23 protein-coding genes are annotated in these 20818 nt (G+C 60.1%); 12 read left to right on the top strand and 11 right to left on the bottom strand.

Translation table 11 applies throughout. The features are described from left to right. Positions 1–23: 23 nt before the first annotated feature. Positions 24–248, bottom strand: coding sequence for a hypothetical protein (locus WNY37_RS15980; RefSeq protein WP_342974391.1), 225 nt, complete (start codon positions 246–248; stop codon positions 24–26). 238 nt (positions 249–486) lie between these two features. Here WNY37_RS15980 and WNY37_RS15985 point away from each other — a divergent pair, with 238 nt between their 5' ends. From WNY37_RS15985 to WNY37_RS15995, 3 genes are all read left to right on the top strand, one after another. Next, entirely contained in the window at positions 487–1155 is a 669-nt protein-coding gene (locus WNY37_RS15985) for a Crp/Fnr family transcriptional regulator (RefSeq protein WP_342974392.1), read from the top strand. A 117-nt stretch (positions 1156–1272) separates the two neighbouring features. Beyond that, positions 1273–2928, top strand: a complete 1656-nt coding sequence (locus WNY37_RS15990; RefSeq protein ID WP_342974393.1) for a S41 family peptidase — start codon at positions 1273–1275, stop codon at positions 2926–2928. Further along, positions 2925–3299, top strand: a complete 375-nt coding sequence (locus WNY37_RS15995; protein ID WP_342974394.1) for a hypothetical protein — start codon at positions 2925–2927, stop codon at positions 3297–3299. The genes WNY37_RS15990 and WNY37_RS15995 overlap by 4 nt, the downstream gene beginning before the upstream one ends. A 20-nt stretch (positions 3300–3319) precedes the next feature. Here WNY37_RS15995 and WNY37_RS16000 read toward each other — a convergent pair whose 3' ends face one another. The 7 genes from WNY37_RS16000 to WNY37_RS16030 form a co-directional block, all read right to left on the bottom strand. Further along, positions 3320–4723, bottom strand: coding sequence for a M20/M25/M40 family metallo-hydrolase (locus tag WNY37_RS16000; RefSeq protein ID WP_342974395.1), 1404 nt, complete (start codon positions 4721–4723; stop codon positions 3320–3322). Between the two features lie 99 nt (positions 4724–4822). Then, on the bottom strand, positions 4823–5605 hold the full coding sequence (locus WNY37_RS16005) for a hypothetical protein (protein ID WP_342974396.1): 783 nt from the start codon (positions 5603–5605) through the stop codon (positions 4823–4825). Further along, a complete protein-coding gene (locus WNY37_RS16010) occupies positions 5602–6555 on the bottom strand; it encodes a hypothetical protein (protein WP_342974397.1) in 954 nt (317 codons plus the stop codon). Before WNY37_RS16010 ends, WNY37_RS16005 begins: the two co-directional genes overlap by 4 nt. An 80-nt stretch (positions 6556–6635) precedes the next feature. Then, on the bottom strand, positions 6636–7127 hold the full coding sequence (locus WNY37_RS16015; protein WP_342974398.1) for a hypothetical protein: 492 nt from the start codon (positions 7125–7127) through the stop codon (positions 6636–6638). A gap of 84 nt (positions 7128–7211) precedes the next feature. Then, entirely contained in the window at positions 7212–7745 is a 534-nt protein-coding gene (locus WNY37_RS16020; RefSeq protein ID WP_342974399.1) for a hypothetical protein, read from the bottom strand. 145 nt (positions 7746–7890) lie between these two features. Continuing rightward, positions 7891–9234, bottom strand: coding sequence for a dihydroorotase (locus WNY37_RS16025; protein ID WP_342974400.1), 1344 nt, complete (start codon positions 9232–9234; stop codon positions 7891–7893). A 56-nt stretch (positions 9235–9290) separates the two neighbouring features. Then, positions 9291–9731, bottom strand: a complete 441-nt coding sequence (locus WNY37_RS16030; RefSeq protein ID WP_342974401.1) for a hypothetical protein — start codon at positions 9729–9731, stop codon at positions 9291–9293. 190 nt (positions 9732–9921) lie between these two features. Here WNY37_RS16030 and WNY37_RS16035 point away from each other — a divergent pair, with 190 nt between their 5' ends. From WNY37_RS16035 to WNY37_RS16060, 6 genes are all read left to right on the top strand, one after another. Beyond that, positions 9922–10455 (top strand): biotin transporter BioY, encoded by a 534-nt coding sequence (locus WNY37_RS16035; RefSeq protein ID WP_342974402.1) that lies wholly within the window; start codon positions 9922–9924, stop codon positions 10453–10455. Positions 10456–10557: 102 nt separating this feature from the next. Then, a complete protein-coding gene (locus tag WNY37_RS16040) occupies positions 10558–11382 on the top strand; it encodes a folate-binding protein (RefSeq protein ID WP_342974403.1) in 825 nt (274 codons plus the stop codon). Continuing rightward, a complete protein-coding gene (locus WNY37_RS16045) occupies positions 11360–11962 on the top strand; it encodes a DNA-3-methyladenine glycosylase I (protein WP_342974404.1) in 603 nt (200 codons plus the stop codon). Before WNY37_RS16040 ends, WNY37_RS16045 begins: the two co-directional genes overlap by 23 nt. Continuing rightward, positions 11959–12171 (top strand): hypothetical protein, encoded by a 213-nt coding sequence (locus WNY37_RS16050; protein WP_342974405.1) that lies wholly within the window; start codon positions 11959–11961, stop codon positions 12169–12171. The genes WNY37_RS16045 and WNY37_RS16050 overlap by 4 nt, the downstream gene beginning before the upstream one ends. Before the next feature lie 108 nt (positions 12172–12279). After that, positions 12280–13401: a beta-ketoacyl-ACP synthase III gene (locus WNY37_RS16055; RefSeq protein WP_342974406.1), complete on the top strand. Its 1122-nt coding sequence runs from the start codon at positions 12280–12282 to the stop codon at positions 13399–13401. 18 nt (positions 13402–13419) lie between these two features. Further along, complete coding sequence (locus tag WNY37_RS16060; RefSeq protein ID WP_342974407.1) at positions 13420–14286, top strand: pirin family protein; 867 nt, start codon at positions 13420–13422, stop codon at positions 14284–14286. Positions 14287–14575: 289 nt separating this feature from the next. Here WNY37_RS16060 and WNY37_RS16065 read toward each other — a convergent pair whose 3' ends face one another. After that, on the bottom strand, positions 14576–16756 hold the full coding sequence (locus tag WNY37_RS16065) for a TonB-dependent hemoglobin/transferrin/lactoferrin family receptor (protein WP_342974408.1): 2181 nt from the start codon (positions 16754–16756) through the stop codon (positions 14576–14578). A gap of 134 nt (positions 16757–16890) precedes the next feature. On the opposite strand from WNY37_RS16065, the gene WNY37_RS16070 reads away from it, so the two are divergent. Then, entirely contained in the window at positions 16891–17904 is a 1014-nt protein-coding gene (locus WNY37_RS16070; protein WP_342974409.1) for a DUF6607 family protein, read from the top strand. A gap of 70 nt (positions 17905–17974) precedes the next feature. On the opposite strand, the gene WNY37_RS16075 is transcribed toward WNY37_RS16070, so the two are convergent. Next, positions 17975–18109, bottom strand: coding sequence for a hypothetical protein (locus WNY37_RS16075; protein WP_342974410.1), 135 nt, complete (start codon positions 18107–18109; stop codon positions 17975–17977). A gap of 174 nt (positions 18110–18283) precedes the next feature. Between WNY37_RS16075 and WNY37_RS16080 the strand changes: the two genes are divergently transcribed. After that, the gene (locus WNY37_RS16080) at positions 18284–18910 is read left to right on the top strand and encodes an HD family hydrolase (RefSeq protein ID WP_342974411.1); all 627 of its coding nucleotides are present in this window, start codon (positions 18284–18286) and stop codon (positions 18908–18910) included. Beyond that, positions 18907–19857 carry an NAD regulator gene (locus WNY37_RS16085; RefSeq protein WP_342974412.1) on the top strand — a complete coding sequence of 317 codons (951 nt, stop codon included), beginning with the start codon at positions 18907–18909 and terminating at the stop codon, positions 19855–19857. The genes WNY37_RS16080 and WNY37_RS16085 overlap by 4 nt, the downstream gene beginning before the upstream one ends. On the opposite strand, the gene WNY37_RS16090 is transcribed toward WNY37_RS16085, so the two are convergent. Next, complete coding sequence (locus tag WNY37_RS16090; RefSeq protein ID WP_342974413.1) at positions 19854–20543, bottom strand: rhomboid family intramembrane serine protease; 690 nt, start codon at positions 20541–20543, stop codon at positions 19854–19856. The two genes, WNY37_RS16085 and WNY37_RS16090, sit on opposite strands and share 4 nt — an antisense overlap. Positions 20544–20818: the final 275 nt, after the last annotated feature.

Genomic DNA, 20818 nt, shown 5'->3' on the forward strand with positions numbered 1-20818 from the left:
CTTCAAGATCAATCGGTTAGCTATCAGTCAGATCGTTCAAGCCTGTCACGATCGGGTGCAAGATAAAGCTGAGCGGAATTGTTTTCCGCATGCCAGATGACATCCTCTACCTTCATTGCGACGCGGCGGCTTTCAATCCAGACGATCTCACCCTTGCGCGGCACGGCAGACATCGTGACCGATGCAAGCTTGCGATTTGTCGCCGACTTGTAGAGATCGATACTGATATCCGCTGCCCTAGATTTCAATTGTCCCTGCTGGTCCATTGGTTCGTTTTCCTTCTGATCAGACCGTTATGACGGGTCCTGAACGACTCAACACTTCGCGCGGCAAGCCGCCGAAGTCCCAACCTGAAATTCAACCGTTCTGAAGCCACTGACCTGCAAAGTTCTGGATTTGTCTCGCAAACCCCATTATTTTATCTACTGCTAAATGATACCTTCGCTCTAGGAATTCGAAGACTAACTATTTAAACATTCCGGAATTGTGTCACGTATCTTTGATTTCAGCATCCCGGCCCTGTTTGACCTGTTGCACGAAGACGCTGCATCGGCATTGAAGGCCGAGTCGACGGCTCGCAACTATAAGGACGGCCAGATAATTCACGTTCAGGGTGAAAACACCGAATGTATGAATTGGGTGGAGTCCGGAGCGATCGCTTTCGGCAACCTCACAGAATCAGACGGCTTCCTCCAGATGGTGGAGCTTGGCAAAGGTCATCACTATGGCGAATTCGTCTACTACGAATGCCAGCCCCGCAAGCTGTCGGCTCAGGCGATCGGACCGACCGTCATCCGCGAAGTGCAGTATCAGAAATTCCGCGCCTTGGTCGAGGAATTCCCCGAGATTCTGAAAGCCTGTTTCCAGGTTACCAGCAGCAAGAACACCCTGCTTCTTGAGGTGTATGACGATGCGCGCCACCTGCCATCCGCGCAGCGGATCGCCAAGATGCTTGTGATCATCTCACGCGGGCACCGGCCCAATGTTGCCCTGCCGTTCACACAAGCCGACCTGTCGACCATCCTTGGCATATCCAAAGTGACGGTGAACCAGACTCTGAAAAAGCTGGAAGACCAGAAAATAATAGAGGTGGGATACGGCTTCATCCGCGTGTTGAATATCGGCCGTCTACGCCAGTTCGCGACGCTCAGATAAACGTCGATATTACACTTTATCGCGATCAAGATTCAGCACCTTTCCTGCGGTGATGGCTTGACCGGCCCCCTCTGTTTGGCACCTAATTCTACCCCAAGCGTCAGGGACAATCGCATCATGATCACTTCTCGAGCCTTAGCGGCAGCCGCGTCAGCAGCCCTTCTGAGCCTGTCAGGATGTGGCGGCGGTGGAGGAGGCGGATCATCCAATCCTGCCCCACCAACCGGCGGCGGGTCTGGTCCGACCTATACCCCGGGCGTGTACCAGGACTCGAGCCTCTACGAGGATCAGTGCGCCGTTCCACGCACCGGTGTGGACCTTGAAGGCCGCCCGTTTCCCGATGAGCAGGGCTCTCTGCTGGAAGAACAACTCTGGCTGCGCTCTTGGACGGATGAAACCTATCTTTGGCGCACGGAGGTGCCCGATCTCAATCCCAACAATTACAGCGCCGCTATTCCTTATTTCGACGACCTCAAAACGAGCGCCGTAACATCATCAGGTGCACTGAAAGACGACTTCCACTTCAGCGAACCAACCGAGGAATATCTCGCGGCCCGAAACTCAGCGCCGGCGCCTGCCTATGGCGCGAGCTATGCCATCTTGGCAGCAACAGCCCCGCGCGATGTGCGTGTGCGCTATGTCGAGCCGGGGTCGCCTGCAGCCGAAACTGTCAGCGGCCAGCAAAAGCTGATCAGAGGCACCAAGCTTCTCACGGTCGACGGGGTCGACATCGTCAACGCCACCTCCCAGTCAGCGGTGGACCAGATCAACGCGGCGCTCTTCCCGGACACGGCTGGCGAAACCCACACGTTCACAGTCTCGGACCCTGGCAGCGCTTCCACGCGCAGCGTCACCCTGACCGCAGAGAACATCTCTCGCCAACCCGTCATCCAGACGTCGATCATCTCCACCGCGACGGGCGATGTCGGCTACATAGTGTTCAATACGTTCAGCCCCTACTCGTCCGAAGAGCAGATCCTCAATGCGATCCGGACTGTGTCTGCTGCCGGGGCCACAGACCTCGTTCTGGACCTTCGCTATAATGGCGGCGGCCTGCTCCGCGTGGCGAGCCAGCTTTCCTACATGGTGGCCGGCAATGCGCGCACGAACAACAAGACGTTCCAGAAGCTCCGGTTCAATGCCGCAGCGGGAAACACGGACCCGGTTAATGGCGGGAGCAATGATCCTATCCCCTTCTACAAGACCGGTCTCGGCTTCAGCGTGACTGCTGGCACCGCGCTGCCAACGCTCAATCTTGGCCGGGTCTTCATCCTGACCACTGAACGCACCTGCAGCGCCAGCGAGGCGGTAATCAATGGCCTGCGCGGTATCAATGTGGAAGTCGTCCTGATCGGCGACATCACCTGCGGCAAACCATATGGCTTCTACCCGACCGGCAATTGTGGACAGACCTATTACACGATCCAGTTCCAGGGCGTGAACGATAAGGACTTCGGAGACTTCGCCGATGGCTTTGTGCCGAACAATTCTTCGTTCGGCTTTGGCGTCAAATCCCCCGGATGTGTTGTGGCCGATGATCTGAACAACCAGTTTGGCGACACTGATGAAGCGCTGCTCTCTGCCGCCCTGCAGTATCGCGCTGACGGAACCTGCCCAACCCCGCCTCCGGGCGCGAGTGCGGCCGCTTCGGAAAGCACCCCATCGTCTGTCTCACCGTCATCGGGTGCGCGCCTGGAGCTTCCGGAGCCGGGCATCCTGGAAAACAATTTCGACCTCTCCATGCCCGGTGAGTATCGGGGCCGCACACAATGAGGCGTGCGATCAAGCTTGCGCTGTCCACGCTGGCATCGCTCAACCTGCTCACCGGTTGCACAACCGCGCAGACCAGCCAGCCGGCGACGCTGACGCGGTCGGATGATGCCACGCTGTCTCGGGTGAAATCAGTTCTGGCTGAGGCGATGGGTCGCCAGAATATCCGCCTTGGCGCCGGTGACCTGACCGAAGAGACCAGCGTCACCGTCCTGCCGCCCAATCTCGGCCCGCTGGAAACCAACAGCCCCGCCATCCCGGTTCCGTTCGACATCGTGACGGACGGGCGCCATTGCTTCGTGGTCCGCCGCGAGACGGGCGAAAAGTACCGGCTGTCTGATGTCGATTGCGTCGCGGCAGGCGTCGAGCCCTAAAAAAGCCCGACGCAATCAGATCAGGATGCGAGGTGCTTGATCATCACATAGAAATGGTCGAGCCCGTCATAGAAGCTGGACACCAGCATCCGCTCATTCAGGCCGTGCGCGTTCACGTCATTCTGCTTCGCCGCAAATCCGCTCACCCCGTAAGTGTCATAGCCGAGATTGCGGTAATGCATGCCGTCCGTGCCGCCAGCCGACATGTGGGGGATCACCGGTATATCGAGACCGCGGGCCTCAAGCGCCGCATTGATCGCTTCCAGCACATCGTCGCGAAGGCCAGATTCCGGGCTTTCGACCAGGTCTGAGATCAGCTCGAATTTGACATCCTCATTGCCGACGACCTCTTTCAGCCGTTCCTCTGTCTCCTCGATGCCGACGCCCGGGAAGATGCGGCAGTTTACCGTCGCTGTCGCCGATTGCGGCAGGGCATTCTCGGCATGCCCAGCGCGCAGCATGGTTGCGATACAGGTGGTGCCGATCTGCCCGACTGTCGACGGATCGTCGCGCAGGATTTCGATGGCCCCTTCATTGGTCGGGTCTTCTGCAAAGGTCCGCATCGCATTGCCAAGCTTGTCCAGCCGCCGGCGGCCAGCGGCATCCAGCGAGGCCCGCGTCAGTTCGCTCGAACGGACCGGGAATTTGTAAGCTTCGATCTTCTTCAGCGCATCGGCGAGTTCATAGATCGCATTGTCCTTGCGCGGCGCAGATGAGTGCCCGCCCGGATTGGTCACGGTCAGCTCGAACGTCGCATAAGTCTTCTCAGCGCCCTGCACACCATAGGTCATGGCGTCGCCCTTTGGTCCCAGCGACACACCGCCCGCATCAGCGTTCAGGATGAAGGCCGGCTTTACCGTTTCATCGACCCATTTGGCCTGCGCCCGCGTCGACACCATGCCCGTCTCTTCATCGCCTGAGAGCACCATGACGAGGTCCCGGTTCGGCTCGAAGCCTTCTTCCTTGAGGCGGATAAAGGTCGAGACGAGGCTGGTGACGCCATATTTGTTGTCCGCCGTGCCGCGCCCGAAGAAATAGCCGTCCTCTTCGGTCAGCGTGTAAGGGTCGAGTACCCAGTCCTTGGCGAGCGCGTCGACCACATCCATGTGGGCGAGCAGCACGATCGGTTCTTCAGTCGCCTCTTCCGCGCGATACCAGACCACCATGCCCTGCGTCGCCTCGCCATTATTGTCGTAATCGGAGACTTCGATATCGCCGTCCTCGAACCCGGCATCCTTCAGCACACCAACCAGGTAATCGACCACCTCCGGCACGTTCTCCTGCCCCCGCGCAGACCGGGTCTCGACCACATTCTTGTAGATCTCGCGGGCCTCCTGCTCATAGGGCGCACGCTCCTGCGCGAAAGTGGATGGGGCGGCAACAATGAGGGCTGCTGACAGCAGCAATGAAGGTCTGAAGGCCATGAATTTTCTCCCGTTTTTCCGGTGTGAGGTGTGCACTCTTGGGCTGACCTTAACGCGCCCGCCAAGAATGTCAGTTGCGAAATTCTCGCCAGCGCCAGATCACGTCCCCCGCCCGGCAATGACCCGCAGCTTGTCCACCATTGGAGCATTGACTGTTTCCAGGTCGGTGATCGCCGTCTCGACATCGGCAAAGCGGATCTGCAGCGCCTCGACCAGCTCCGGATCGGCCCGCAGCAGGTCGGCAGCCACCTTGATCTCACCGGGCGGCAGTTCCAGCGAGCATGGATAGGCCAGCGAGCCGATAATCGCCTCATAGTCTCCGCTCGGCACGAACCGGTCGCCGCACTGGCGCAGCGCTGCGGCCTGGACAGGCGCAGGGACCCTCCGGCGAAAAATCGTCCTCACCGGCGCGGCCCGCCCTTCTTCCGCGATCACATCGAGCAACTCCGTGTTAAACAGGCTGATGGCCGTAGTACGCAGCGTCTCATCCCAGATCAGACCGATCTCACCCGTCGAGAGCAACTCGTCATAGGTCGCGCGGCCGCGGTCGTGATACTTGTACTGCGTCGCGCGATAGACGCTGACGATAAATTGCTCGTCCGACAAAGGCGCTTCCCCGTAGAGGGAATCCAGTGCCGCGCGTGCACTCCGGCGGACATCCTTGTTGTATTCCAGGAGGTACTCATAGGCCCACGCCTCATAGCGCAGATCCTCCGTCAGCCGCTCACTGAACACCGCCGCCCGCTCGCGCGTCTCGCGGTCCGCATTCCAGTTGCCAAGTTGGATACCAAGGAAGACACCCAGCACCACGATCAGCGTTTCGATGAGGACGGTGAACCAGTCCTGCTTGCGGATCGAAGTGGCGAGGCGCTGGAGGATCATGGCGTTTGATCCACCAGGCGGATCTCGTTTTCCAGAGCGATCCGAAGCGCACCGTCCTCTCGCTTGAGGACGCCGGTGTAGGCATACGCAGACGACTCTTCGCCAGCCCCCCAGTGGAAGGTCCCGCTGACGGCGACAGCGTCCGTGCCAATCGGGTCAAAGGCCAGATCAAGCCACTCAAACGATGAGGGCGGGGTCCAGCCGGAGGAGTATAGTTCTGCAATTTCCTGATGCGTCTTGTGTCCGCCCTCGCCGTTCAGGACCATGACGGCCCCCGAACTGGCGTAGCGCTGAACGAGCGCGCTGCGATCCCCCGCGCGCAGATCGTCGCCATAGGCGGCCATGAAAGCCTCAGCCTCGGTCTCCATGCTGCCGCTGAACGGCACGCGGATAGAGGCATAATGCTCAACCAGAAAGTCGGGGTCGATGGCCGTGACGATCGGGGCGGCGACCTCGAACATTGGCGTGCCGGCCCAGCCAATCTCCTCGCGTTCCCACCATCGCTTGGCAAACCGGCTGCCAAAATAGAATGGCGCCGTATTTTCGATATGCCTCTTGGTCCGGGCGCGTTCGACCAAACCTTCCTGCTCCATGTTGAAAAGGATGTCCCATTGCTGCATAATCGCGACGAGCTGGGTTTCAGCCATCCGCAGCTCGCCATCGGTAAGGTCTACTGGTGAATGGATCGCCTTCATCCAGGCGTCGGACGCGGCCGGTGAGGCGAGGCTTAATTCCATTTGCGTCATCATGGCCGCCCGCGCCGTTTCGTGGGACAGTCGGCTCATCGACGCGCTCTGGCGCACTTCCACGATCAGCACGATCAGGCCGAGCAGCACACCAAGATTAGCCGCCAGCGTCAGCCAGCGATTGACCCGGTCCAGCCGCCGCCCGTCCGCTCTGGCGGCTGCGTCTTCCTGTTCTGGCTGTTGCGCGTCAGCGACGTCACTCATCCTGATCCCCCTGCGGAAACTTTACCGCGAAACGCAGCGATGCAAAGAAAAATCGGGCTTTGCGGCGTCCTGTTCGAGGGTCATAAAGACATGTTCAGCAGCGGCGCGGTTGGCCCCGCCTCGATCAGTTCATCCACGAGCTTGCGAAAGTCAGGCGGGAAATGGTGGCGCCGCGCCTTCCAGAAAGACTGGTAGTATTTCGAGGCGAGATGGTCGCGGAAGTGGTTCTGGGTGTAGTGCCAGAAGTCCGCTTCGAAGACGTTCTTCCGGGCTTGATAGTACATCACCTGATAGCCGCGCGTGACCATCGTATAGAACACGTTGAGCCGCGTTCGGTCCGCCGGTTCGAACGCATCACCCTCGTGCTCCAGCCCTCGCAGGAATGCGTCCACCATCCCCGCTTCGCTGAGGATCTTCATGTGATCCCGGAATATGTCGTAATAGCCAACAGCCGTCGCAATGCGCTGCTGGTTGGCCGAGTGACGCAGCTGGAAGCCGACAAAGATCAGCGACGCGATCACCGCGACCGACGAGACAATGCCCGCCAGGAAATATATCTGCTCAAGCGTCATCCCGAGTCCCACCCCGGATGAACCTTACCGCGAAACGCGCAATTGCCCAGTGAAAAAAGAAAAGCGAACCGGGCCGGGCGTCGATCAACTCACCTCTGAAACAGACCCGCGCTCAGGGGCAAGCGCATCAAAGCACCGGATGTCTTCATAGTATTTTTCGGTCAACGGCTGGCCCTGAAGAAAGGCGTCCACCTCAGACACAAAGGTCGAATTGAAGCCCATCCGCCCGACCGTCTGCCACCATTTCCGGGTTCGCGGGATGCCCAGGTGAAGGGCGATCACACCATGATAGGCTTCATAGACAGCCTTGTTGATGATGCCGTCCTTGTACTGAAACCATTCCCATTCGCGCTGGCGCATCGCAGAGATCAGGAAGAAGTGCATCTTCGACTGCGTTTCAGGTGACGGCGTCTTCGTGCTCAGGAATGCCTCGCGCAAATCCGGGTTGTCGATCCACTGATAAAGCTCCTGCTGGGTCTGTTCTATCATCCGCTGGCGCGACTGGGACCGGGCCAGACGGTTCGACTGTTCCACCTGGACAGCGAGATAGACCAGCGTCGCAAGAACAGCGATCGCCGATAGCAGGTTTGCAATTGATCCTAGATCACTGAGCGTCATCGCGCATCCATCCCCTGCCGCGAGCTGTCGTCATTAGCCTTCCTGGCAGCCAAGCTTTGCCCGGCTTTCTCATTAACTACAAGTTTCGGATGACGGGATTCGACAAAGTTCAGCGTGTCCCAGCCATTTCCCGTTTGTTTTTCGGCTAAACCTCCACAGGCTCCAGCGTTTCATTAAACCGCACTGGCTTGCCGCCGCCCTTTTGCGTGATCTCGCCGTCGCGCATCACGAACTGGCCGCGGATGATGGTCGCGACCGGCCAGCCCTGCGCCTCGAAGCCCGCATAAGGCGTCCAGCCGCATTTGGCCTTGGACCATTCCTCTGTGATCGTTTCCTTGCGCTTCAGGTCGACGATGGTGAAGTCAGCATCATAGCCCTCCGCGATCCGGCCCTTGGTCGCGATGCCGAAGACGCGCTGTGGGCCCGCGCTCGTCAGCTCGACAAAGCGGCGGAGGCTCAGCTTACCATTGTTCACATGCGTCAGCATCACCGGCACGAAGGTCTGCACGCCCGGCATGCCGGATGGCGAGGCGGGATAGGGCCGCTCTTTCTCCTCGCGCGTATGCGGCGCATGGTCGGTCGCGACCACATCCACGATCCCTGCATTGAGTGCGCGCCAGAGGGCATCCTGATGGCGCTGCTCGCGCACGGGCGGGTTCTGCTGGGCAAAGCCCTTCAGGCGGTCATAACAATCGGGCGCGGCCAGCGTCAGATGGTTGGGCAACACTTCGACAGACGCCACATCCTTGGCATCGCGCAGCAGCTCCATCTCTTCGGCGGTCGAGATATGCAGAACATGGATGCGCTTACCCGTCTTGCGTGCAATCTTGAGCAGCCGCCGCGTCGAGCTCACCGCCGCTTCCACGTCGCGCACCTCGATATGGCTGTGCCAGTCACCCTGACGGGCCAGGTGGCGGCGTTCTTCGAGGCGATATTCATCTTCTGAGTGGAAGGCCGCCCGGCGCTTGATCGCGCGCAGCACCGCCTCCACGCCTTCATCATCCTTGACCAGCAGGTCGCCCGTCGAGGCGCCCATGAACACCTTCACCCCGCAACAGCCCTGCATTTGCTCCATTTCGGCCAGCAGGTGCGGGTTCTCATTCGTCGCGCCGGCATAGAAGGCATGATCAACATCCATCCGCCCCTTGGCACGGTTCAGCTTGTCGGTCAGCATCTCCGGCGTCGTGGTCGACGGATTGGTGTTCGGCATTTCGAACACAGCCGTGACCCCTCCCAGCGCGGCAGAGCGCGCCTCAGTCTCAAGATCGGCCTTCTGGGTAAGACCCGGCTCACGGAAGTGGACCTGGCTATCGATCACGCCCGGCAGGATGTGCAACCCGGTCGCGTCGTACACCTCGTGCGCCTGATTATCGTCGAACCTGCCGATCGCAACGATCTTCTCGCCGCGCACCGCCACATCGACTTGCTCTTCACCGCCCGGCGAAACCACCGTGCCATTCTTCAGGATCAGGTCATATGTCTGCTTCATGGATGCCTATATGCGCCCGATGCGCCGCCGAGTCATCCCGGTGCCGTCATCTTGGTTCAATACGCCTCCAGCTGCACGATTAACTCGTCTATCCGGTCCGCTAGCTTGTCGTAATTCTCGTAATACGCCCTGTAGCGCTCCGGTGGCGGCGGGTTGAGCCGGTAGGCAGACGTGTAGTCGAGGCAGGCTGCCGGACGCCAGGTCTCATTGGCGCGCGTGAAGAAGGCCCGCTCGCGTTCGGAGTCCAGCTCCAGCGTTTTCAGCCGCGTCACCCAGTCGTCTGCCGCGCAGGGTTGCACGAGGTCATCGCAAGACCGGACAATCGCGTCGGCCGCCTGAAGTTCAGCCTCGGCATGTTCCAGAAATTGCGACGTGCTCACAATCGACGCCTTGAGGCGCTCCACATCCTGTTTGCAGGACGAATAGGACTTCGTGCTCGAACAGGAGGCAAGCGCGATGACGGCCAATGGCAACGCTGCTTTCAGAACTCGTTTCATGATCGTCTCCAGCCCTGCTTCGCGCTCGAATCACGGCGCCGCCTGAACCTCGACCTAACCCTGCGCTGTTCAACCTCGCAAGTCGGCACGCCAATTCGCCAGCTTCCTCTTGACCGCACAGGCCGTAACGCGCAGAGCACGACCAGACACTGTAAACCATGCGAGCCTCCCAATAATGCAGACATCATCCATGACCGACCGCACCCTCTATCTCCGCAATGCTGCAATTCTCATTGCAGGGATCGCCGTTCTGACGGCGTCGTCCTACGCAGCGGTTCCGATGATCCCGGTGCCGGTCACGATGCAAACGCTCGCCGTGCTTCTGGTCGGCGCCATTGCCGGACCGCGCATGGGTCTCGCCATGATCGTGTCCTGGCTTGGCCTCGCCGCGCTTGGTGCGCCTGTGCTCGCTGGCGGAAAAATGGGTATCGCAGCCTTTGTCGGGCCGACGGCAGGCTTCCTGCTGTCTTTCCCGCTCGCCGGATTTCTCGCTGGTATTGCAACCCGCACCTTCGCCACCGGCCACCTCTCCCGCTTCGCCGCTTTCATCGGTCTTCACGGGCTAATTCTCGGCATGGGCTGGGCATGGCTATCGACACTGATCGGCGCAGAAGCGGCCTTCATGTCGGGCGTCGCGCCTTTCCTGGTCGGCGGGCTGATCAAGAGCGCGCTTGGCGCGGCCATCCTCGCCGCCTTCGACAAGACTGGCCGCGGCGCGGCCTAGACGCGCATCGGCCCGGTTTCGGCCTGATATCAGACGGGCTGAAACCTGCGCTCCCTGAAGGAAATGTCTGGCGTATCCGGTTGGGGCTCCTAAATCCCTCCTATGGAAACACGCATTGTCCCCAACCGGTCCGTCCTCGTTCTCGATGGCCCCGACACGATCGCGCTGCTCGAGCGGCTGGTCACGAATAACACTCAGAACTGGCAGGCCGGAGAGGCGCGCTACGGCGCCCTGCTCACCCCGCAGGGCAAGCTGATCGCAGACTTTGTCGCCCATCGCACCGAGACAGGCGCGCAGCTAGACGTCGCGACCAATGCCGCCGGTGACCTCTCCAAACGCCTGATGATGTTCCGCCTTCGCGCCAAGGTGGAGATCGCCGTCGACGGCAAACTCGCGGCCGCGATTGGCGATGAATTCCCCGCCGACCCGCGCTCGCCGGCCCTGCCCGGACGCGGTATCGTCGCGACAGATTCAGCGCCGGAACTGACGCCCGCTGAATGGGACGATATCCGCATTCCCGCCTGCGTCCCCAAATGGGGCAGCGACTTTCATGGCGCAGATGTCTTCCCCTGGGAGATCAATATGGACCGCATGAACGGCGTCGACCTGAAGAAAGGCTGCTTTGTCGGTCAGGAAGTCGTTTCCCGCACCCATCGCCGCGGCAAGATCCGCAAGCGTACCTACGTCCTCAAAGCCGAAAATCTGCAGCCGGGGCAAGAGGTTAGCGCGGGAAATGCCGTCGGCGAGATAACCAGCGCAAGTGCCACACACGCCCTCGCGCGCCTTCGCACCGACCGGCTCGCCAAGGCGCTGGAGGCTGGCGAAAGCCTGACCGTGAATGGCGCACCGGTAACACTTGAAACACCCGATTGGCTTTCGGACGAAATGGCGGCAAGTTTGACCGATGGGAATGAATCTCTCGCCTGACGAAACCCTACCGTGCCGCTGGGCGCCGGCCGACGACGCGCTTTACCGGGCCTATCACGATGAAGAGTGGGGCGTGCCCGAATACGACCCCCGCGCGCTCTGGGAAAAACTGCAGCTCGACGGCATGCAGGCCGGCCTCTCCTGGATCACTATCCTCCGAAAGCGCGACGCCATCCGCGAGGAGTTCGACCAGTTCGAACCGGAATCCATCGCCCGCTGGGATGATGCCCGCATCGAAAAAGCCCTCCAGAACCCCGGCATCATCAGAAGCCCGAAGAAGATCCAGGCCACCATCGGCAATGCGCAGGCCTATCTCGATATGATGGAGGCCGGCGACCATTTTTCCGAATGGCTCTGGGCCTTCGTTGGCGGCACGCCGATCGTCAACCAGCTCGAAGACATCAGCAACGTGCCCGCCAAGACGCCACTGTCAGAAGAAATTTCAAAGGCCTTGAAAAAAAGGGGTTTCAAATTCTGCGGCCCCGTTATCGTCTACGCCTTCATGCAGGCGGTCGGCATGGTCAATGACCACGAGACGCGCTGCCGCCGCCATAAGGAAGTCCAGGAGCTTCACCCATGAAACGATCCTTCATCGCAACCTTGTTTGTCCTTCCCCTGCTCGCTGGATGCGTCAGTTGGGAACGCCCTTACGTCAGTGACGACGGCGCCTGCGATGAGATCGTGGACCAGCGCGACCGTCTCGACTGCCTGGCCGCCGCCGAGCAGGCCGAAGACGACTGGCGCGAGGAGAAACGCCGCGAAGACGAGTGGAAAGACAAGGAGAGCTGAGACTTAACGCAGGGCCAAGGCTCGACGCTACCTCCGGCTTGGGTCTAATCTGTCGCCAAATCAGACGACTGACAGCATTGTCAGCGAGACACTGGGAGAGCGCAGACAATGATGACCCCCGTTATTTCGGCGACAGGCCTCTGGACGCCGCCTCATACCGTTACGAATGAAGAACTGGTCGAAAGCTTCAATGCCTGGGCCGACCGTTGGAACTCGGAAAACGAAGCAGCAATCGCGGCAGGCGATGCTGAAGCCAAGACGCATTCGTCGGTCGAATTCATCGAGAAGGCCTCCGGCATCAAATCGCGCTACGTCGTTGAAAAGTCTGGCGTAGTCGATCCGGCCCTGATGCGTCCCGTCATCCCGGAGCGCTCCAATGATGACATCTCCATTCTGGCCGAAATCGCCGTAAAGGCCGCGAAACAGGCGCTTGAGACAGCTGGCCGCGATCCGAAAGACATCGACGCTGTCATCTGCGCCGCCTCCAACATGCAGCGCGCCTATCCGGCCATGGCCATCGAAGTCCAGCAGGCCTTGGGCATTGAAGGCTTTTCCTTCGACATGAATGTCGCCTGCTCTTCGGCCACGTTCGGCATCCAGACCGCCGCTGATTTCGTCCGCGCGGGGCATGCCAAATCTGTCCTGATGGTGAACCCCGAAATCACCTCAGGCCACCTCAACTGGACCGATCGCGACAGCCATTTCATTTTCGGCGACGTGGCAACGGCTGTTCTTGTTGAGGACATCTCGATTGCGCCGAAGCAGCATTGGAAAATCCTCGGCACACATCTCAAAACCCAGTTCTCGAACAATATCCGCAACAATTTCGGCTTCCTCAATCGCGCGGATCCGTCCGGCGTCGGCCAGGCTGATAAGCTCTTCGTTCAGGAGGGCCGCAAAGTGTTCAAGGAAGTCGTGCCGATGGTGTCAGAGATGATCCTGTCGCAGCTCGAACGCCTTGACCTGAAGTCAGAAGACCTCCGCCGTCTGTGGCTGCATCAGGCCAATGCCAATATGAACCGGCTGATCGCGGCCAGGGTGCTCGGTCATGAGGCCTCCGACGATGAGAGCCCGACCGTGCTCGATGAATACGCCAACACCTCATCGGCTGGCTCCATCATCGCCTTCCACAAGCATTCGGCTGACTTCAAACCCGGCGAAAAAGGCCTCATCTGCTCCTTCGGCGCAGGCTATTCGGCCGGCACCGTCTTTGTGGAAAAATCTGGCTGACATCCTATCTAAGCGGGCATGACGCAAAGACATTTCAAAGCCCGCCACGCCGCCTATCGCGACGATATCGCAGACCTCATCACGCGCCGCCCCGTGCCGGGGCCGGGCCTGCAGCAGGTCGACCCGTTTCTCTTCCTCAATCATCACGGGCCGCAAACCTACAAGCCCGGCAATCATGGCCTGCCTTTCGGCCCCCACCCGCATCGCGGTTTCGAGACGGTGACCTTCATCCTCGATGGCAGCCTCGCCCACAAAGATACCGGCGGCCATGAGAGCATCATCCATGCCGGGGGCGTCCAGTGGATGACGGCCGGCTCGGGCCTGATCCATGCCGAACTGTCGCCAGACGAGTTCAAGCGCGATGGCGGGCCGATGGAAATCCTGCAGCTCTGGGTCAATCTGCCCGCGCGCCTGAAAATGACAGAGCCGCGCTATACCGGCCTTCAGGCCGATGACATCCCTGCCCTGCCGCTTGGCGAAACCGGCGCGACCATGCATCTCGTCTCCGGCGAGCATGAGGGCAGCAAAGGCCCCTTCGACTCGCTGACAGGCATCTTCATGTCGACAGTGACCCTGCCCGCCGGCAGCGAAGTCGCCCTTCCCGCCCCGCGCGACCGCAGCGTCTTCTTCTATGTCGTGCGCGGCGAGGTCACAGCCTCAGGCGAACCCGCCAAGGGCTTTGACCTTGTCGAGTTCGCGCATGATGGCGACGAGATCACCGTCAAGGCCGAAACAGACAGCGTCCTCCTCTACGGACATGGCGAGGTCATCAATGAACCGACCGTCGCGCATGGCCCCTTCGTGATGAACACGCCAGAGGAGATCAATCAGGCGATCAGGGATTATCAGGCCGGCAAGTTCAACCGCCAGCCGATCAATGTCTGACCTCAGGATCTAGGGTCCGGACTCAATTATTTTGGTGCGGAGGCAATCGGATGAGCAAGGCATGCGAGGAAAGACGCGCAGGACGGACAGATGTCCGTTCAAGCGGCTTGACGCTGCAGGCCGCTGCTCAGCTAATTGAGGCGTCCCGAGCTATCCACGCCGGGCAACGGTCTTTTGTTCGCTGGCCACGTTGCCGCCGCTTGAAAGGCCTCGGCCTTCCTGCGCATCGGCGCCTTGCCAGCAAACAAAACTCCGCCGCCCGCCGCGGCAAAATAATTGAGGCCGGACCCTAGCCACCAAACTGCCAGCTCGCAGCGATCTTGTAATTGCGGGCCGGCTCATAGACGCCTTCGAAGACGCGCTCATAGCGCTCGTCGAAGATGTTATCGATTCCCGCATCAAAGCGGATACCCGGCAGGCTGTCCGGCGACCAGCTCGCATAGAGGTCGGCAACAACATATGAGTCGCGCGTCTCGGCCAGTGTCTGCCCGCCAGCGCCATCGCTCTCATAGCGGGCAAAGTCGCTCGCATGCTGCACGCGCAGGCCGAGGATCGCATCCCATTCATAGGCTTTCAGCCCCATATCGACCGTGACCCGGTCAGGCGTCAGCGTACCAAGATCTGATCCGGTAGACAGGTCCCGCCCTTCGATGGAGGCATAGCTTGCGCGGATATAGGAGCGGTCGCTGTCATAGCGCACTTCCGCCTCGACGCCCTCGATCTCCGCGCTCGCAACATTGGCCGAATTGGTCGTGCCGGCAGAGCATGGGAAGAAAGGTGGGGCAAAACAGGTCGGGCTATAGCTGAAATCGACCGAGAGATTGATCAGGTCTTCGACATCGCTCTCATAATACGAAACCTTTGCCTGCATCCTGTCGCCGTTCGACACCAGATCATGAAAATCGAGCCCCGCGCCAAACTCGACCGTCTCGGTCTTTTCGGGTTTGAGATTGGCATTTGGCATGAATTCATTGGTCACGAAGACGAAAGAGCCAGCGCCCGGATCGAACAGGATGGGATGCGGCACCTCGAAATGCGTGCCGTCGAGGTAAAGCTCGTTGACCGACGGCGCGCGGAAGCCTTCTGAATAGCTGGCAAAGACGCGCAGCCACTCTACTGGCCCATAGCTCGCCGCCAGCCTTGGTGAAACAGCGCTGTCCTCATTCTCACCAGCCGCAGCATCGGAGTTTGAGGTGAACTCGTCATAGCGAATGCCGGGAATGACGATCAGCTCGCCCGGCAGCCCCAGAGGCCTTTGCGTCACAGCTTCGACTTGCGCGAAAATGCCAACAAATTCGGACTCCGAATCAGGCACACCGCTGCGGACCGCATCTGTCGTTTCGCTGTCAAAGCCGCTCTGCTCATCGCGGTACCAGTCACCACCAATGGTGAACACCGTCTCGACGGGGCCAAGGTTGAAGCGCGATGCATTGCGCGCGCTGACGCCTGTCGTCTCGATCTCGCGGGAGATGTTGCGCGGCACCGTCGCATCGAACTCGTCCACGCTGGTCACGGTCTGATAGACGGTCAGATTACTGTCCACCCAGTCGCTCACCGGGTCAAAGCCGAGGCCGAGCCGATAGGTATCTGAGGTGATGTCCTTCTCGACATTGCGGTCGAGCACGCCATCGCCGGTGCCAAGCGTGCCCTGCCCATTGTTCGGCTCGAAGGCTGAATTGTCGAAGCGCTGCCAGGAGGCTTCAACGCTCAGCGCATCACTGAGGGCATATCGCCCCTTCACCAGACCCGTCGTGATGTCGTCGTCAGATGGCAGGGATGCGCCGTCACCAAGCTCGATATCGCCAGACTGGCGAAGCCCGATCGAGGCGAGGCCGTCAAACTTTCCAGTATTCGTGAAGGCAGTGAAACTTGCGAGCGTTTCCTCATTGACCGATTGGTAGCCCGCCCGCACACGCGCGCCCCAGACTTGCCCTTCTTCAAGGAGGTCTTCAGCATCCGCGCTTTCCATGGCGAGGACACCGCCCACCGCACCGGATCCGTAAAGCGCAGAGGCAGGCCCGCGCACCACTTCTGCGGCACCGAGCAGCGCAGGGTCTGCAAAGAACCGCCCGTCATGCGCCGAGGTGAAGGACTGGCGGGCACCATCAAGAAGGATCAGCACGTTCTGTCCGCTGAAGCCGCGAATGCTGGGCACCTCGCCTGTCCGCCGCGGGCCGCCCGAAAAGGCCATGCCCGGCACGTCTTTCAGAAGGTCCGACACCGATGACGGCGTACGCAGGTCGATATCCTCCCGGGTCAGGACGCTGACCTGGCCTGGATAGTCGAAAACGGCGATTGGATTGGTTGTGCCGTAGACCGTCACAAGTTCCTGGCGCTGCTCATTCTCATCCTGAGGCTCGGTCTCTGGAGCATCCTGCGCCAGTGCGCCTGCACTCAGGGCGATCGCGCTCACGGTTGCGAATGCTGCGCGTGCCAGCGTGGCGCCGCCGGTTTTCAAGCTTGTCGTCATGTCGTTGTAAGGTCCTTCAATTCCTGATATGCAACTAATTCGCATTCTCATTACATATCCGATTTCTTATTGCAAATGATTCTCATTCTTATTACAATTGAAATCATTCAGAACCAACTGCCAGAGGGAAACCCATGTTGAAATTTGTCCGCCCCACCGCCATTGCAGCGCTCACCTGCGCTCTTTCAGCGCCCGTCGTCACCGCGCAGGAAGCGGTCACCGACCCGTCTTTCGAACAGGATCGCGGCGCGATTCTCGCCATGGCGGGCAACTATGATGTGACCTTCGATTTCAGAGAGACCGTGCCGCTCACAGACGGATACGAACTGAAAGAGCCGAAGCTGTCAGGCGGCTACGAAATCGTGCGGGTCATCGAGGACACGGGTGACTTCATCAGCCTTCAGCACATTCTCGTCGTCGGCGATGAAGGCGAGGAGTTCCCCATCAAGCACTGGCGTCAGGACTGGACGTATGAACCGACGCAAGTGCTGAGCTTCATTGGCGGGAATGCCTGGGAAATGCGCCCCGTTCCAACCGATGAAAGCGACGGCCAGTGGGCCCAGGAAGTCTACCAGGTCGACGACTCACCGCGCTATGGCGCCGTCGCCTCCTGGACGCATGACAATCACGTCTCGCAATGGACCCCGCCGGCTGAATGGCGTCCCCTGCCGCGCCGCGACATGACCACGCGTGAGGATTACGACACGGTTCTCGCGGTCAACCGGCATACGATCACGCCGTTTGGCTGGGTGCACGAACAGACCAATTCGAAACTCGTCCTCGATGAGGATCCAAACGTTCTGGTCCGCGAGATAGGCGTGAACACCTACCGCCATTTTGACGATTTCCCGGTCGCTGTCGGCGATGATTACTGGGCCGCGACAAGTGACTACTGGGCCGGTGTGCGCGGCGCCTGGAAAGCGCTTGAAGACTCCGGCTCGCCGTTCGGCCTGACCATGCAGGGTGAACCCGAAGCGCTCTACCAGCCGCTGCTGGAGCTGGCCGGAGAGGTCGAAGAAGGCACGAAGAGCACGGATGACGCGATTTCAGAGGCGTCTGAGGTCATCGAGACCTACACGACCCATGACATCGGCACGCTGGCTGATCGCGTTAACGCATCCAGCGCCGATAATGACGGCTCATACTAGACAGCAAAACGCCCCTCTGGCTTGAGCCGAGGGGCGTTAACACTGCATATCGGATGGAGAGGGCTCGCGCCTAGTCTTCGTGCTCGTCTTCGCCGATGTCGCCCCACAGAATACTGTTGCTGGAACGGGCGGCCTCGACCGAAATGATCAAGGCCGCGCCAGCCAATACCCACCATGCTGTAGCTGTATTGCTTGCAGCAGTCATCACCAGTTCCACCATCGTCATCACACCTCGGGCTTTTATGTACTTTCGTTGAGGCGAATATGGCCCTGAAGGCCTTAACGAGACCTGATCAGATCACGGCTCTTGCAGGGCAAAGTGTAAGCAGAATGCGGGCTTTTCTTTACCCTGCTTTCCAGATGATTAAACAGGGGCACCATGAGCTCACGTCCCGTCCCCGTTTCAAGAAAAGCCCCGGCGCGCGTCTGGCAGCGAATGCTCTCCGGCCGGCGCCTCGACCTGTTGGATCCGTCGCCTGTCGACATCGAAGTTGACGACATCGCCCACGGCCTCGCCCGCGTCGCGCGCTGGAACGGCCAGACGATTGGCGACCATGCCTTTTCAGTCGCCCAGCATAGCGTGGTTGTGGAGTCGATCTGCGGTTTGCTGGAACCCGGCCTGCGTCCCGGCGAACGCCTCATGGCGCTTCATCACGACGCCGCCGAATATGTGATTGGCGACATGATCTCGCCGTTCAAGGCTGTACTCGGCGATGGCTACAAGGACATCGAGAACCGTCTTTCCGAGGCGATCCACATCCGCTTCGGCCTGCCCGCCCGCATGCCCGAGAGCCTGAAACGCCTCATCAAGCGCGCCGACCATATCTGCGCCTGGTATGAAGCGACCCAGCTTGCCGGCTTCGGAACGACGGAGGCTGACCGGTTTTTCGGGTCTCCGCCGCGCTCCATCCGGCTGGAGCTTGACCCGCAGGCGCCAACGCTCGCACAAAAGACCTTTATCGACAGGCACGAAACGCTGCTTGCTGAAAAGGAAACCCGCAGGTGACCAAGACCGCGCTGATCATCGGCCTCTCCGTCGTGATCGTTGCCACAGATGGCGGCACGCCATGCGTCCTCGTCACCAGCCGGCAGGGCGACCTTCGGGCATTGCCTTTCGGTGCTTTCGACCCGGAAAGCCACCGCACCTTCGAACTCGCGCTGCGCGGCTGGGTCCGGGAACAGACCGGCTTCGACCTTGGCTATGTCGAGCAGCTCTACACCTTTGGCGACCGGGACCGCGAGACACCCGAGGCAACCTTGATAGACGTGCCGCAGAATGCGCGCGTCGTTTCCGTCGGTTATCTCGGCCTGACGCCTGAGCAGCCCCCCCTGCCAGAAGCCTTCGAAGCCAGATGGCGCGGCTGGTACGGGCATTTCCCATGGGAAGACCACCGAAACGGTCGCCCGGCAATTATCGATACTGAGATTGCCCCCCGGCTTCGCACCTGGGCGGCCGGCAGTGATGAGAGGCAAGTCCGCGCCAACCTCGCCTTCAGTCTTGATGGCCAGGACTGGACAGATGATCGTGTGCTCGAACGCTACGAACTGCTTTACGAGGCAGGCCTTGTCACAGAGTGCGCTCGCGATGCGGGCCTGCCGCTGCCTGATGTCCAGCTTGGCGAACCGATGGCCTCAGATCACCGGCGCATACTCGCCACCGCGATGGGCCGTCTGCGCGGCAAGATCCGCTATCGCCCGGTCGTCTTCGAACTGATGCCTGAGCGGTTTACCCTTTCGGCGCTCCAGACCACGTGCGAGGCTATTCTCGGCCAACCGCTGCACAAGCAGAACTTCCGCCGCGCCCTCGACCGGATGGACATGGTTGAAGGTACGGGCGAGATGATGTCGGAAACGGGCGGCCGCCCGGCAGAGCTTTACCGTTTCAAGCGGGCGAAGTTCCGTCGCAGTGCGGCGCTCGGCATCGCGACCCCGGCGCTGAAGCGCGACAGCTAGTCGAACAGCCGCACATTCGGGCGCATCAGTTTCAGGAACACCGGAAACAGCACGAATCCTGCGACCAGTCCGCCGACATGAGCGGCCCAGGCCAGTCGCATGCCGAACAGGCTCTGGGTCAGCTCAGGGCCGGCAAACGCGATGACGAGATTGATCACCAGCCATGGCAGCGAGAGGCGCAGGGCGCCGCGCACGCCTCCCATCAACCAGCCGCCTGCCGCGAAGAATCCCGACAGGCCTGAGGACGCGCCCAGCGCGAATACCGCTTGCGCCTGCCACATGGCCCAGCCGAGTTCGGCGAGCGCGCCAGCGGCTGAACACAGGAAGAAGAAAGCCAGAAAAGCTGCGGCCCCCTTTGCGTCAGTGCCAAGGGCTTTCGCAATGGCCGGACCAAACGCCACCATCATCGCCATGTTCATGATGAGATGAAAAAACCCGCCATGAAGGAAGACGTGAAGAAAGAGCGGGCCAATGTCGCCGAGCGGCCGACCGACATAGGTCGTGTATGGGTCATAGGCCACGACGCACAAATTCCACAGAAAGTCGCGGGTCGCGCCCCCCACCAGCATGTCGAGCATGGACACGGCGATGATCGCCCCGCTCAGCACGATCACCACAAGTGGGAAGCCATTGAAAACGGGCTCTCTGGGAGCACGCACCTCAGGGGACGGAACATCAAATCGCATCTTGCGGATATGGGATGATGTCAGGCCTCATCCAACAATCACGCAAAATACGTTTCTGTCAGTCTGTCATTTTCTTGCAACACAAGGCCCAAACATTCAAAAACAATCAGTCATGCCGCAATGTTTTTTCTGCAATTTGAGGTTTTGCGAAATAAAATGCTGAAATTAACCCTCTGCCCGAAAGCAGGTTCCTCAAGCTGATGTATAATCACTATATTGAAGTAGCTTGACCGCCAATGGTTTTCCGAGCATGCCGGAAGCAAGGTTCCGTAGAG

Origin of the sequence: Henriciella sp. AS95, from assembly GCF_038900055.1 — a bacterium.
Lineage (GTDB): Bacteria > Pseudomonadota > Alphaproteobacteria > Caulobacterales > Hyphomonadaceae > Henriciella.